This window comes from Clostridium sp. LS3, from assembly GCF_055330225.1.
Map to the genome: position 1 here is coordinate 3,884,263 of NZ_CM143921.1, position 14,539 is coordinate 3,898,801.

Annotated in this window: 13 protein-coding genes; 2 read left to right on the top strand and 11 right to left on the bottom strand. The window is 27.1% G+C overall.

The window, feature by feature from the left end; translation table 11 throughout:
• Positions 1-143: 143 nt before the first annotated feature.
• The 3 genes from ACZJV1_RS18295 to ACZJV1_RS18305 form a co-directional block, all read right to left on the bottom strand.
• The gene (locus ACZJV1_RS18295) at positions 144-1,514 is read right to left on the bottom strand and encodes an MATE family efflux transporter (protein WP_463651002.1); all 1,371 of its coding nucleotides are present in this window, start codon (positions 1,512-1,514) and stop codon (positions 144-146) included.
• A 132-nt stretch (positions 1,515-1,646) separates the two neighbouring features.
• Positions 1,647-2,765: a Fic family protein gene (locus ACZJV1_RS18300; RefSeq protein ID WP_463651003.1), complete on the bottom strand. Its 1,119-nt coding sequence runs from the start codon at positions 2,763-2,765 to the stop codon at positions 1,647-1,649.
• Between the two features lie 303 nt (positions 2,766-3,068).
• Positions 3,069-3,587: a methylated-DNA--[protein]-cysteine S-methyltransferase gene (locus tag ACZJV1_RS18305; protein ID WP_460289145.1), complete on the bottom strand. Its 519-nt coding sequence runs from the start codon at positions 3,585-3,587 to the stop codon at positions 3,069-3,071.
• A 284-nt stretch (positions 3,588-3,871) separates the two neighbouring features.
• Here ACZJV1_RS18305 and ACZJV1_RS18310 point away from each other — a divergent pair, with 284 nt between their 5' ends.
• Positions 3,872-5,446, top strand: a complete 1,575-nt coding sequence (locus tag ACZJV1_RS18310; protein WP_411169232.1) for a DEAD/DEAH box helicase — start codon at positions 3,872-3,874, stop codon at positions 5,444-5,446.
• Between the two features lie 68 nt (positions 5,447-5,514).
• Here ACZJV1_RS18310 and ACZJV1_RS18315 read toward each other — a convergent pair whose 3' ends face one another.
• A complete protein-coding gene (locus ACZJV1_RS18315; protein ID WP_463651004.1) occupies positions 5,515-5,817 on the bottom strand; it encodes a hypothetical protein in 303 nt (100 codons plus the stop codon).
• Positions 5,818-5,939: 122 nt separating this feature from the next.
• Between ACZJV1_RS18315 and rd the strand changes: the two genes are divergently transcribed.
• Complete coding sequence (gene rd, locus ACZJV1_RS18320; RefSeq protein WP_460289143.1) at positions 5,940-6,104, top strand: rubredoxin; 165 nt, start codon at positions 5,940-5,942, stop codon at positions 6,102-6,104.
• 33 nt (positions 6,105-6,137) lie between these two features.
• Here the strand turns inward: rd and ACZJV1_RS18325 are convergent, their stop codons facing one another.
• The 7 genes from ACZJV1_RS18325 to ACZJV1_RS18355 form a co-directional block, all read right to left on the bottom strand.
• Positions 6,138-7,622: an N-6 DNA methylase gene (locus tag ACZJV1_RS18325; RefSeq protein ID WP_463651005.1), complete on the bottom strand. Its 1,485-nt coding sequence runs from the start codon at positions 7,620-7,622 to the stop codon at positions 6,138-6,140.
• 54 nt (positions 7,623-7,676) lie between these two features.
• Positions 7,677-9,092: a potassium/proton antiporter gene (locus ACZJV1_RS18330; RefSeq protein ID WP_411169235.1), complete on the bottom strand. Its 1,416-nt coding sequence runs from the start codon at positions 9,090-9,092 to the stop codon at positions 7,677-7,679.
• Positions 9,093-9,551: 459 nt separating this feature from the next.
• Positions 9,552-10,160 carry a GH25 family lysozyme gene (locus tag ACZJV1_RS18335; protein ID WP_460289140.1) on the bottom strand — a complete coding sequence of 203 codons (609 nt, stop codon included), beginning with the start codon at positions 10,158-10,160 and terminating at the stop codon, positions 9,552-9,554.
• A gap of 143 nt (positions 10,161-10,303) precedes the next feature.
• The gene (locus ACZJV1_RS18340) at positions 10,304-10,996 is read right to left on the bottom strand and encodes a PHP domain-containing protein (RefSeq protein ID WP_463651006.1); all 693 of its coding nucleotides are present in this window, start codon (positions 10,994-10,996) and stop codon (positions 10,304-10,306) included.
• 71 nt (positions 10,997-11,067) lie between these two features.
• Complete coding sequence (locus ACZJV1_RS18345; protein WP_460289138.1) at positions 11,068-11,709, bottom strand: lactate utilization protein; 642 nt, start codon at positions 11,707-11,709, stop codon at positions 11,068-11,070.
• A gap of 141 nt (positions 11,710-11,850) precedes the next feature.
• Complete coding sequence (locus tag ACZJV1_RS18350; protein WP_463651007.1) at positions 11,851-13,005, bottom strand: exo-beta-N-acetylmuramidase NamZ family protein; 1,155 nt, start codon at positions 13,003-13,005, stop codon at positions 11,851-11,853.
• A 100-nt stretch (positions 13,006-13,105) separates the two neighbouring features.
• Entirely contained in the window at positions 13,106-14,398 is a 1,293-nt protein-coding gene (locus ACZJV1_RS18355; protein WP_460289136.1) for a PTS sugar transporter subunit IIC, read from the bottom strand.
• Positions 14,399-14,539 lie beyond the last annotated feature (141 nt).

The window sequence follows — 14,539 nt, forward strand, 5'->3', positions numbered from 1 at the left end:
AGACCTGAAATTTTATATAAGTCTTCAGGTCTTTTTTGTTTATATATAGAGAGAAATTTAATATGCATAATTTTAAATTTAAGGTCTAAAAACTTTTAAAATATATTTTATTTAAAATTCTTCTCCTTTTATTATTTATTGCGTTATGCAGTTATCTCATATTCTTCTATTACGTTTTTAATCCATTTTCCTGATTTTAATCTGCTTCTTTCAAAGAAAATTTTAATAAACTCTTCTGTACATATTAATAAATATACAAAAGTTATTGGTAGACTAAATATTGTAGCTGATAAAAATGCCATTGGCACTGCATAAAACCAAACTGTTCCTAATTGTACTAATGTTGAATAAAGTGTATCTCCACCACCTCTAAATATACCTACAATCATAACTACATTGTAAGATCTTATAGGACTTATTAATGCCATTATTCTTAATACTTTTACAGTATTCTTAAATGTTTCTGCTTCTACATTAAAAGGCTTAACTATTTGTGGTGCTAAAATCCAAACTAATACTCCTATTACTAACCCAAGTATTGGTGCCACTTTTCCTATTTTATGTGAATAATCAACTGCAACATCTTCTTCATTTGAACCTATTTTATTGCCAACCATAATAGCAGCTGCAGAAGCTAATCCTATACATAATACCATAAACATATTATTTAAAGTTGTTGCAATTTGCATAGTAGCAACAGCACTTGTACCTATTTGTGCATAAGCAACTGAATATGCAGTCATTCCTAATGACCATAATAATTCATTCGCTATAACAGCGGTAGATGTATTAAAATAGATTTTTATAAAGTTCATATCGAATGATAATAGCTCTTTAACCTTTGAAGCTATAACATTATTTTTGACATATATCATTGTAATTATATAAATCATTTCTATAGTACGTGCTATTGTTGTTGCTAAGGCAGCTCCAGCTACCCCCATTGGCTTTACACCTAAGTTACCAAAAATAAATACCCAGTTTAAAAATGCATTACATAATACTCCTATTAAGCTTGCATACATAGGCACTTTTGGCTGTTCTGAACTTCTTAATGCTGAAGAAAATGCTTGAGTAAAACCAGTAAATATAAAGCTTATTGCAATAATTCTTAAATATTGCCCACCTAATTCTATAACTTGAGGATCCCTTGATAAAATACTCATTATTGGTTCTGCTAAAACAAATGCAGCTCCCCCAAATATTAATGATGCTATTAATCCAATAGTAATATCTAATCCAAGTACCTTTTTGATATTAGATACATCTTTTTTTCCCCAATATTGAGACATAAATACACTAGCACCTGCATTTATACCAGAAATACATAACATAAAAATAAAGAAATATTGATTAGCTAAGCCTACAGCAGCAATAGCTTCTTCTCCTAGCCTACCAACCATTAAATTATCAACAAGATTTAATGATGATGTTATAAAGTTTTGAAGTGTTATTGGTAAAGCTAATGTAAGCATTGTTTTCATGAAAGCTTTATCCTTTAGTAGATTCTTCATATTGTTTCCCCCTCTTTTGTTTAATAAAATGCATAAAAAAAGAGCACATGGGTAGTCTCGCCGCCCATCTGCTCATTAATACTAATTTTTTTTCCTTAGTTATTTTCTAACAATTATTCAAATTTGTCAACCTTATTCTTCAAAATTATCTATTATTGTGGATATGTCATTCATATAATACTCATATCTCTTTCCCATTTTTGCTATTTTAAAAACTCCTAATGTTACTAAATAATTTAAGTCACTTCTAGACGTTTCATAGGATAAATTTAGTTTCTTTTTGTAGTTATCAATGGTTACTACATTAGTTCTAGATGTTAAAGCACTATTAATAAATTTAATTTGTCTATCTTCAAGTTTTACATTATTTTTTTCAATTATTTCTTTTATTATTTTTCTACCAAATTTATAGCTTAAATTGCTATTTAAGTCTTCAACAGCATTTCTTAATATACCTAGATAAAATCTTATAAAATATGTTATATCTCCATTTGAGGATATGCTATTCTCTATTGCACTATTATATTTTTTTAATTTATCCTTTATTAAATTTGATGAAGTACAATACTTAAAAATTTCATATCCACTGCTTAACAAATACTTGTATGAAACTATTTCTGCAATTAAATTATTATAAGATAAAAATGGCTTATTTACTAATATATAAAAGTATATGGTAGCTGATTTTATAATCTTACTTTTTTCCTCTTCATTATTTATGAATTTTAATAAATTCTCCAAATTATATAAATCTTTCATGTCTCTACACATATAATTAAAATACTCTTCTAGATTTTTTTCATTATTTAGTGTGCTTTTATTTTCAATTACATTATATAAACTACACAAAAAATTGCTATCTATATTTTCATTCTCATTAAGAATTGAAAGTATTTTTATTTTAATATCTTCTGGTAATTCTACATTTTCTAGTCTAAATAACTCTAATATTTCTAGTTGCTCTGCTGATTTCTTTATATTATCCCTTGTATTTAATGATAAATAATCAAATATCTCTAAGCTGTTTGCCTCATTTATAAATATACTATCACTTACTATATCATCAGTATTATTATACCAATATTCAGTATAATCTTTAAAATTAAGTTTTTTTTCATCAGATGATTTCTTTCTTTCTAACTCAATGTTTTCCCAAATTTCTTCCAATTCTTCTTTATCAAAAACTCTTCTTGAGATTTGTTTCTTACTAAAATATAACTTATTAAAATCTTGAACAAGTTGATTATCCATAACCCCTCCATAATAACTTTACTAATTAAATACTTTTTAATTTATTTCAAAAATATTATTTTACTTTTATATTACTAAAAAACTACTATTTAATTAATAATAAAATACTATTTAAATACTAATTAATTACTATTAATAATTATAATTAAAATACTTTTAAAATACTATTTAAATATATACTAAATTACTTATAAATAATTTACAATATTAAAATAAAAACTTACTAATAAAAAAAAGGGAGATAAAATCACCCTTCCTTTTTTTGTAAAATATTATTTGTATGAAATTTACAATAACAAAAAATTACTTTTTATTATTTTTTAGAGTATTTTTTTCAAAATCTATTAATTTTCTTTGTATATCTGTATGATTTCCAGCATAACCTAGTAATTTTCCACTTTTCCCTATAACTCTATGGCATGGAATTATTATAGGAACAGGATTAGATCTATTAGCCTGACCAATTGCTCTTACAGCTTTATCCTTTCCTATTTTATTAGCTATATAACTATAACTTTTTAACTCTCCATAAGGTATATTATTAAGTTCCTTCCATACTAGCTTTCTAAACTCTGTTCCTTCTATATCTAGCTTTAAATCAAATTTTTCTCTCTTTCCATCTAAATATTCATTTATTTGATCTATTACATCCTTACATTTATATTCATCTTCAATTAAATTAATATTATTTTCTTTAAATTTAATCCACTTTTCTTCTATTAATTCTATTTTCCTTAATCCTTCATCACTTTTTACTATATATATTGATCCGATACTGATATTTATTTTACAAAAATACAATTTTCCTTCTTTATTTTCCATATGGTTCCTCCCGGTAAACCTTTACTTGTTGTTTTTTTAATATTTATTACAAAATAACTTATTTTACTAGTAAATAATACGAGCATATTTTTCAATTTTAGTGTATACTAAGCTAGTTAAGAAAAAATAATATATAAGTTATAATAAATATTTAATTAAATCATATTATAATTTGATACGATATAAGTAAAGCTAATATTAAAACAACTTATATAAAAATGAAAAAAATATATATTATATTTAATTATAAATTATTTTAAATACTAAAAGAAAGAGGATTTTGAATGAACGAAATAAAATTTAGTAACTTAGGGCTTAAGGATACCCTTTTGAAATCTATTAATGATTTAGGTTTTGAAAAACCATCACAAATACAAGCTGAAGCAATACCTGTAGCTATACAAGGATATGACCTTATCGGTCAAGCTCAAACTGGTACTGGTAAAACTGCTGCTTTCGGATGTGGAATTATTAATCATATTTCTAGTAAAAGTGGTCTTAGTGCTATAATACTAGCCCCAACAAGAGAATTAGCTATCCAAGTTAATGATGAGCTAAAAAGATTATCAAAATATGACGATTTAACAATATTACCTGTTTATGGTGGAGATCCAATAACAAACCAAATAAGAGCATTAAAGAGAAATGTAAATATAGTGGTTGGTACTCCAGGTAGAGTTTTAGATCATATAAAAAGAGGAACTATAAAATTAGATAAGATTAAATTCCTAGTTTTAGATGAAGCTGATGAAATGTTAAATATGGGATTCATAGATGACTTAGAAGATATAATAAAGCAATTACCATCTGAAAGACAAACTTTATTATTCTCAGCGACTATGCCTGATCCAATAAGAAAATTAGCTAAGAGATATATGAAACCAGATGCTAAGCATATATCTATAAAGAAGACTTCTATGACTGTATCTAAGATAAGTCAAAACTTTTTTGAAGTATCTCATAAAACAAGATTTGAAGCACTTTGTAGAGTTTTAGATTTCGATACTCCATCATCTGCTATTATCTTCTGTAGAACTAAGAAGGGTGTAGATGAATTAGTTGAAGGTATGCAATCAAGAGGATATGTTGTTGAGGGTATGCACGGAGATATGTCTCAAGCACATAGATTAAGAACTTTAAAGAAGTTTAAAGAAGGTTCTTTAAATTATTTAGTTGCAACTGATGTAGCTGCAAGAGGAATAGATGTTGAAGGTATAACACACGTTATAAACTATGACTTACCGCAAGACGTTGAAAGCTATGTTCATAGAATAGGTAGAACTGGAAGAGCAAACAGAGAAGGTACTGCTTACTCATTAGTTTCTCCTAAGGAGTTCTCAATGCTAAAGCAAATAAAATCAGTAACTAAAAGTGATATTGTTAGAAAAAATATCCCAACAGTTAGTGATATATTTAATAGTAAATCTACATCTATATTAGAGGATGTTACTAATACTATAAATGACTCAGATTACTCAAAGTTTATTCCAGTAGCAAAAGAATTAACTGAAAAGTATGATTCTGTAGAGATTATTGCAGCTTTAATAAAGAATAAATTTAATGATGAGTTACTTGAAACTTATACATCTAATGCTTTAGAAGCTCCTAAGTCAGAGGATATACGCTTATTCTTATCTATTGGAAGAAGAGATGGTATAAATCCTAAGACTCTAGTTAACTTTATTAAGGATACTGCTAGAGTAAAGGCTTCTTCTATAGGTGATATAGACATATTAGAAAACTTCTCATTTGTTAATATATCTCCTGATATTAAAGATAAAGTTCTTGATAAATGTATCGGTGTTAAGCTTAATAAGAGAAAAGTAAACATCGAAGTCGCTAATAGAAAAAGAAAATAATTAAATTAAACAAGGCTATTTTAAGCTTAAGGTAAGCATTAAATAGCCTTTTATATTATGTTTTTTTATTATTTACACTTCTTTTTTATTCCTTCATAAAGATACTTTAAATATTCAATATCTTTCCCTTCAGTTTCTAATATCTTTATTCTATCTTCTACCCTTTTTATAGTTTCTTTAGCCTCTTCAAAATCTTTATGATTTATACATGTACTTGTATATTCTAATAGATAATCTATCTTCAATACTATTTCTGCTAAATCCTCTCTATTATCATTAACTAAATCTACTAATAAAGAATATATTTTAGGAGATGTATCTTTTCTTACACTACTTAGTAAGTCATTATTTTTACTATTTTTTCTTCCCATGTTATCACCTCTACTCTAATACTATCATACTATATTTTATTATTTATAATAATTTATATCATATTTTAATACTATACCCAATACATTTTAAAATATAAAGGAATTTTAGGAGGTTTATATTAATGCAGCAATATATTTGCGTACCTTGTACCTATATCTATGATCCAGAATATGGAGATCCTGAAAACGGAATAGATCCTGATACAGCGTTCGAAGATCTACCAGATGATTGGGTTTGCCCAGTTTGCGGAGCTTCAAAAGATGAATTTGATCCATTAGACGAGTAACTTAACCTAAAAAACAGTCATAAAGACTGTTTTTTAGGTTCTTTTAACTAAGTTAATTTTAAACTCGTTTATATATGAAATTGTTTCACTGCATAAATTAGCTTCTTTATTAATAATATTATCAATATCAATTAATATATCTTTAATATCTTCTTTATTTTTAGACTTTTCATATGCTAACTTTCCTAAATTACATAAATCACTTTTTATATTATCATTAAAATTAATTAAGGGTATTCTAGAGACATATCCAGAAGTTATCATGTTACTTCTATTTAAAATTCCTCTTACAATATAAGTTACTAAAGTAGAATTTAAATAAGATAAAAGCCAAAAGCTGTCTTCATCATTACATATAATGCATGTGTTTACACCGAAGGTACTTTCTTTAGGTAACTTGCAAGCAGTAAATTGAACCCCCATAGATGAACAAATTATTCCTGATTTATATAAAAGCTCTTTGTTTCTTACTATAAAGTTAGAAATCCCTCTTGAAATATTAATAAAATCCTTATTAATATACATGACCTTATCTGTATAGAACTTATCTTTTCCTGGATTTTTATAAAATGGAACTGTATATGGTTCTACTTTTTCCGTTGATAAATATAGCTTATCATTTCCAGTTGAAATTCCAGTTATACAATTAAACTTATCTTTTAATCTATCATTATTAAATAATATCTTAATATCTTCAGGACATTCTATTAAGAATTCACTATTATCATATTTATTGTTCAATATAATGTTTTTTAAAGAATTTACTTTATATTTATTTTTATTAGAGTTTAATGTTTTTATTAATTCATTTTTATTTGTACATCTATTATTTATAATTATATTTCCTTGGAAATCTAGCCCCTTTTGTAATATAACTATGCTTGTTCTAACATCCGCACCTTGCTCAGAAAACAAATCTGTTGAACACATTGTTATTTCATGTATAGAACAGGTCTTTAAGATTTTTTTCCTAAGTCCCTCATAGCTTTTAGATGTTAAGAAGGAATCATGAGTTATTATTCCTATCGCTGCTCCATCCTTTGCTAAATCTATTATTGCTGATATAAATATCCCATACATATTATAAGTTCCTACATCTCCAAAATATCTTTTTAGCTCCTTTTTATTTTCCCTTATATATTCTACTTCATGACAATTATAAGGTGGATTTAATACATAGTAATCATGATTTAACTCTTTATTCTTTTTATTTCCATCAATATTCTTATAATAATATTTTATAAAATCTGTATTTTTAAATTTACAGTTATATTCTTTTTTATACTTAATAATATCTATACCATAAGTATCTATATTAAAACTCTCAAATGGTTTAAGCATTTCCTCTCTTCCACAACAAGGATCAAGTACACTTTTACCACTACTATTTATTCCTAATACTCGTCTTGCAATATAATTACTTATAAAATTTGGAGTTGAATAATATCCTATTTTTCTTTTATCTATATATGTTTCATCTATTATATTTTCTTTTATTACTTTTTCTTTTCTACCCATAAGCATTATCTCCAATTTTCAATATATAATATTATATTACAAGTATACACTAAATTAATAAACTAAATTATCAAAGCTATTAGCACTTAACACTAATACATCTCCGCTTTTTACAATTGTAGATCCCTTAGGTACTATAACTTCATCATTACGTTTTATCATTACTATTAATATATCTTCAGGAATATCTGAGTCCATAATACTCTTATCAGCCCATTTACTATCTTCTAATATATTAACTTCCATAAGTTTTGTGCTTTTATCTTCTTTATAGTCATTAAAGGTTCTTAAAACAGGAGTACTATCATCTACTAAATCTAGCTTTTGAGCAACCTTTGGTATTAATGTTCCTTGAATTGCAACAGAGAATAAAGCTATAAAGAACATTATATGAAATATATCATTTTGTATATTTACTCCATAGGTTACTGCGTATATTGCAAAAACTATTGAGGCTGCCCCTCTTAATCCTACCCATGAAATAAATATTTTTTCTTTTACAGAATAATCAAATTTGCTTAATATAATAAATGTAGCAAGAGGTCTTGCTATTACTATCATAAATATCGATATTGCTATAGATATACCAATTACACTTGGTAATTCAGATGGGAATGATAATAAGCCTAACATAAAGAATAAACCTATTTGCATTATCCATGATACTCCATCAAAGAAATGGAATAAACTCTTCTTATGTGGTATTTTACTATTACCTATTATTATACCTGCCATATATACGCTTAGATACCCATTTCCACCAAGCCATTCAGTAACTGCATATGACAATATAGCAATAGCTGTTATAAATATAGTATAAAATCCTTCTACTTCAAAATTAGCACGCCTTATTATATAAACAGTTGCTTTTGCTAATACACTTCCTACTAATATTCCAAACAATATTTGTTTTATTATCATTGGAACTATTGATTCTACACCTGAATTAGACATAAGAGTTAAAACTATAAGTGTTAACATATACGCAATAGGGTCATTACTACCACTTTCTATTTCTAATAATGGTGCTAAAGAGCCTTTTAAGTTAAGTTTCTGGGAACGTAATATTGAAAACACAGATGCAGCATCAGTTGATCCTACTACAGACCCAATAAGTAGCCCCTCTAACAAACTAGTGCCTAGTACAAAGTAACAAAATAATCCCGTTAACCCAGCTGTAATTATAACCCCTAAGGTAGACATTAATATAGATGGAACAGCTGACTTTCTAGCGGTCTTCCAATTGGTTCCAAAACCACCATAGAACATTATAAATACTAATCCTAATGAGCATATTTTACTGGTTAAATCATAATTATCAAAATATATTCCTACAATCCCATCAGAGCCAAATAACATTCCTAATACTATAAAAATTAAAAGCATAGGAACTCCAAACTTGTATAAAATTTTACTGGATGTTATGCAAATTAATAGTATTAATCCACATATAATCATTAATTCAATCATATTACCTCCTTAAAAATATTTTTTTATAATTTAATTATACACTATAACTTATCCCTATCCCAATTAACAATCTTTAAATTTATTACTATATTAATTAACAATATCTTAACTTTTACTTTTATAAAGCTTTTAGTTGTTAATTAAAGATCTATAAAATTTATATATTACTTTAATAATTATTTTTATTTCCCTAATTTAGGCTATGATATATTACTATATTCAAAATCTTCAATAGATGCTTTATATATTTATATAAATAATGTAAAAAGGGAACATCTTTATCTTTTATAGTTAAAGATGTTCCCTTTTATTAATTATACTTTAAATTTATCTATTAATTTATCTAAATTATTCGATAGTTCTGCAAGTTTATTCATTGAAGCTGCTTGTTCATTTATTGAAACCAATGTACTTTATATTTAAACTCTCTTTAATCAAGTAAAACTAAATTTATTAATCTTATATTTTATCTAACAATATTTCCTCTGTAAATACATCTAAAGGACAATAGCCACTTATCCCCGAAACATTTCCAGCTTCTAAATATTGAAACCCTATCCAGCTATTCCATATATGATTGTCTTCAGGTGTAGTAACATCATAATCAGCTACCCATAGTGGATACTTTGATAAGTCCTTTGTAAGACTTGTTTTTGCAAAGTTTGTATATGTGTATACTACAACCTCCTTTCCTGTAAGTCTTTTTACTTCTTCTAAGAAAGTTATACACATATTAGATAATTCCTCTGCTTCATACCAATCTGTTAATTCAATATCTAAAGCCAACCTACAGTTTGAATCTTTTCCATTTACATAACTTGCAAAATAATGGGCTTGTGCTTTTGCATCTACTCTTGCTCTAAAGAAATGGTAGAATCCTATCAACATATTATTGTTCTTTGAACCTAAATAATATTCCCCTAACCTTGGATTTACATAATAATTACCTTCCGTCGCTTTTATATATACAATTTGAACTCCACTTTCACTAATCTTTCTAAAGTCAACTTCTCCTTGCCAACTTGATATATCTATTCCTTTGTATTTTCCAGTGTTTATTGATTGCATATCATCCTCTCCTCTAAAGTTTGAATAATTGATTTTAAGATACAATATAATATGCAACCAAACCTAGAAATGTAATTGATATATAATAATAAAAAACTCCCATTATATAGGGAGTTTTTTATTATGAAGCTATTCTTTACACTTTATAAACCATTTAAACCTAATATACTTATAAAATCATCTATTTCCTCTTTTTCTAAGTATATTTGACCTAAGGTTCCATGTTTTAAATCTACCTTTTTTAAAGAATGAAAATCGGATCCAGCTGTATATATTATGCCTTTTTCCTTGGCTACATTTATAAAGTAATCTGTATCTTCATCCTTATTTCTATAGTATTTTGCTTCTATTCCATCAAAATTCAAGCTGATTATATCTTCAAATATATCTCTACTAAGTAACGTTGGATGAGCTAAAACTACTTTAGCGTTATAATTATGCAAAAACTCTATTCCTGCTGAAGTTAATATTTTACCGCCTTGAGATTTGAAACTCAATTTTCCTTTAAAATAAATTTGGCAAGCCTTAAATTTACCGCTACATATATTATTTAAAATCATCTTAAATTCATCACTTTCATATTTATCATCTGTAAAATACCCTAGTATATGAACTTTCTTTCCTTTAAACCTTGTAGAAAGCTCTATTCCCGGTATAACTTTAATTCCATGAATTTTCCCTGCTTTTACAGCTTCTTTATTACCATTTATAGTATTATGGTCTGTTAAAGCGATTATATCTAAATTTCTTTCTTTAGCTAATAAAACTATTTCACCTGGTTTTAACTCCCCATCTGATTTTGTTGAGTGAATATGAAAATCTCCCTTTGTGTACATTTTTAATCCTTTAATGCTTACTTATAATTTATAATATTTTACTTAAGCATTTTTGATATACTAATATAATTTTAATATCCTAAATTCTCATTTAAAATTAATACTTTAATTCTTCCTTTAATAAATTGACCTCTAATTACTACGAAATCATTGCAAATCCTATTTGGGCTTTTACAATCAACACAGCTTCCAAGTTTTGTACATGGTGTATCTTTATTTAATCTTTTTGCATCAATAGGAGCTGCATAATTCCTCACTCGCCTCTCGGCTTCTTCTATATCTTTAACAATTTTATTTGTTCCAGCTATAATAATAACCTGCTCTGGTCCATATATCATTGGAGCAACTCTGCTTCCGTTCCCATCTATGTTATATAATTCTCCACTCTCAGTTAATGCATTTGTACTACAAAGAAAAGTATCTGCTGAAAAATTCTTAATATATATCTCTCTTTTTTCAACTCTATTTATGTTTTCTTCATATTTGTCTAAAAAGTTAAATTTTCCACTTCTTATAAAGTCTATTACACCAGTTTCAAAAAGAGTCATAGAATCTCCAACTCCAATAATAGATCCTTCTTCTATAAGTTCTTCTAACTTTTTAATTAGCTCTTCTCTACTTTTAACATAATACCCTTCCATATTGTGGCTATTTAAATTTTTTATAGTTCTTTCAACTTGTTTTTCAATATACCATTCAACATTTTTATCCATATCTATATCCCCCTATACTACAACTCTAACCTTTAGTATAAACTTATGTATATTATATCATGCAAGAATAAAATGTAGGCTGTAGATAACATATAATAAATTATCTACAGCCTCTTATTAATAATATATTAATTTAAAATTTTAATTGTACAAATAGTATTTAGATGCTTTATTTTTAAAACCTTCAGCTTCTTCTTCCCACTTCTTTAATAAATAATCAGCATTTAATTCTTTTCCTAGCTTTTCTCTTAAATCTTTAGTACCTGAAAGAGCATCTAAAAACATTCCATATCCTTCAGTATATATAAACTCAAGATTTCCCTTATCCATTTTTATTATAGTTTCAAGTAGATGCACTCCAACCTCTACTGCATTTACTTCTCTTATATCTGTTAAATGTATTTGAACTCCCCCACACATCTTACCTTCATGCTTTGAAAAGGTAGGTGTATAGTATAATGGCCTAAATTTAACACCATTAATATTTTTTTCTTCCATCCTCTTTGCTAATTCATAACCATCTATCCATGGTGCACCAACTATTTCAAAAGGCTTTGTCGTTCCTCTCCCTTCAGATATATTAGTACCCTCTAAAAGACAAGTTCCATTATATAATATTGCTGTAGAAAGGCTTGGCATATTAGGAGAAGGACTTATCCATGGTAAATCTGTATCACTATGAAGCATCCATCTTTCCCATCCTTTTATTTTAATAACCTCTAAATCACAACCTATGTTAAGCTCATTATTAAAATAATATGCAAGCTCACCTATAGTTAAACCATATCTCACTGGAATTGGATACATGCCAACAAATGTCTTAAAGCCTTCTTCTAGTATATTACCCTCAACTTTTTCTCCTCCTAATATATTTGCTCTATCTAATACTAAAAACTTTTTATTATTCTCCTTGCAAGCGTCTAAACAATAAGCCATTGTGTATATATAAGTATAAAATCTTGATCCAACATCACCTATATCAAATACTAGTACATCTATATTTTCTAACATCTCTTTTGAAGGTTTTTTATTATCACCATAAAGGCTATAGACTTTTACTCCTGTTTTTTCATCTACATAACTACTTACCTCTTCTCCTGCTTGAAGATCTCCTCTTATTCCATGTTCTGGGGAAAATAAAGATACTAAATTAAACTTTTCATTAAATACATCTATTGTATATTGAAAGTTTTTATTTATTCCACTAGGAGATGTTATAAGTCCAACCTTATTATTTCCTACAATATTTTTAATTTCTTCTAAATTATCTATACCATTAAAAATTTTATGTTTCATATAAAATCACTCCTTTTAAATTTAGATATAATACTAAAAATCAAGGGCGACTCTTAGAGTCACCCTATAGTTTTTAATTTTTATATAAATTTTTAATAAATTACATTGAATGTGCTTGTGATTCTGCTAATTGTTCTGCTTCTTCTTTTAATAAGTTCTTTTCATACATTTTGAAGAATGGATAGAATATAACTAATGATATAGTAAAGTTAATTATAACAAGAACGGCCGCTCTCCAGTCATTTGTAGCCATAGCAGCTTTAATTGGTGACGGTAATACCCATGGTGCCATTACTGAAACTTTACTTACAAGATTTAAACTCATAGCTATATAAGTTATTGTACAGTTTATAACTGGTCCTACTACAAATGGTATTGCTAATATTGGATTAAGAACTATTGGAGCACCAAACATAATTGGCTCATTTATATTAAATATTCCCGGTATGATTGAGAACTTACCAACTTGCTTTAAATAAGCTGACTTAGAAAACATGAATAATATACAAAGTGCTAATGTACCACCTGATCCACCTATCCATACAAATAGGTCAAAGAATCCTTCTGTACCTATGTTTTGTGCAACATTTCCTGCTGCTGCTGCCGCCATATTTTCATCAAGTAAAACTAACCATATTGGTCTTAAAAGTGATCCTATAACTGATACTCCGTGAACTCCTGATGCCCATAATAAACATATAAATAATGTTGGTAGTAATACTCCTAAATAACTGTTACCTGCAACATTTACTAATGGACTAAATAATTTAGCTAATAAAACATTTATATCAAATCCAAGCATTACTCTTACAAACCATAGTGAAGTTATTACTATCGCTGCTGGAATTAAAGCTTCAAAGCTTCTTGCAACAGATGGTGGAACTTGATCTGGCATTTTAATTGTAACATTTTTAGTCTTACAGAATCTTAATATTTCTACTGCCACAATCATACTTAAAATTGCAGTGAACATTCCTGCTCCGCCTAGGTATTCCATCTTAAGAACCCAACCTAAAGCTGTGTCTGTAGCTTTATCTGTAACATTTAGTGGAATATTTAAGCTTAATAAAGCTGCCATTGAAAGAACTCCACCTGATATACCATCTAATTTATAGGATTTTGCAAGTGCGTATCCCATTCCATAACTTGCATATAAAGACATTAATCCCATTGTAATTCTAAATGGTAAAACTATATTTCCGGCATGTGGTGCTATAAATTCTTTCCATGCTGGTATTGGTATATTGATAACTAATAAAAAGAAACATCCAACAAGTATTAAAGAAAGTGTTGATATAATTCCATCTCTAATTGCTCTTAAGTGCTTTTGCTCAGACATCCTTGCCATTGGCGGCATCATTTTTTCTTCCATAAACTTCATAAGTTTTTCCATAAAATAGATTTCCCCCTAAAATAATAATTTTTATTTAATTTAAATATGTTTAATAATCTTACAAATTCTAACGGTGTGAAAATTTTCAAATTAAACAAACCATTAGAATGTTAATTTCTCTCCTTTCTTCTTAAAATTTAT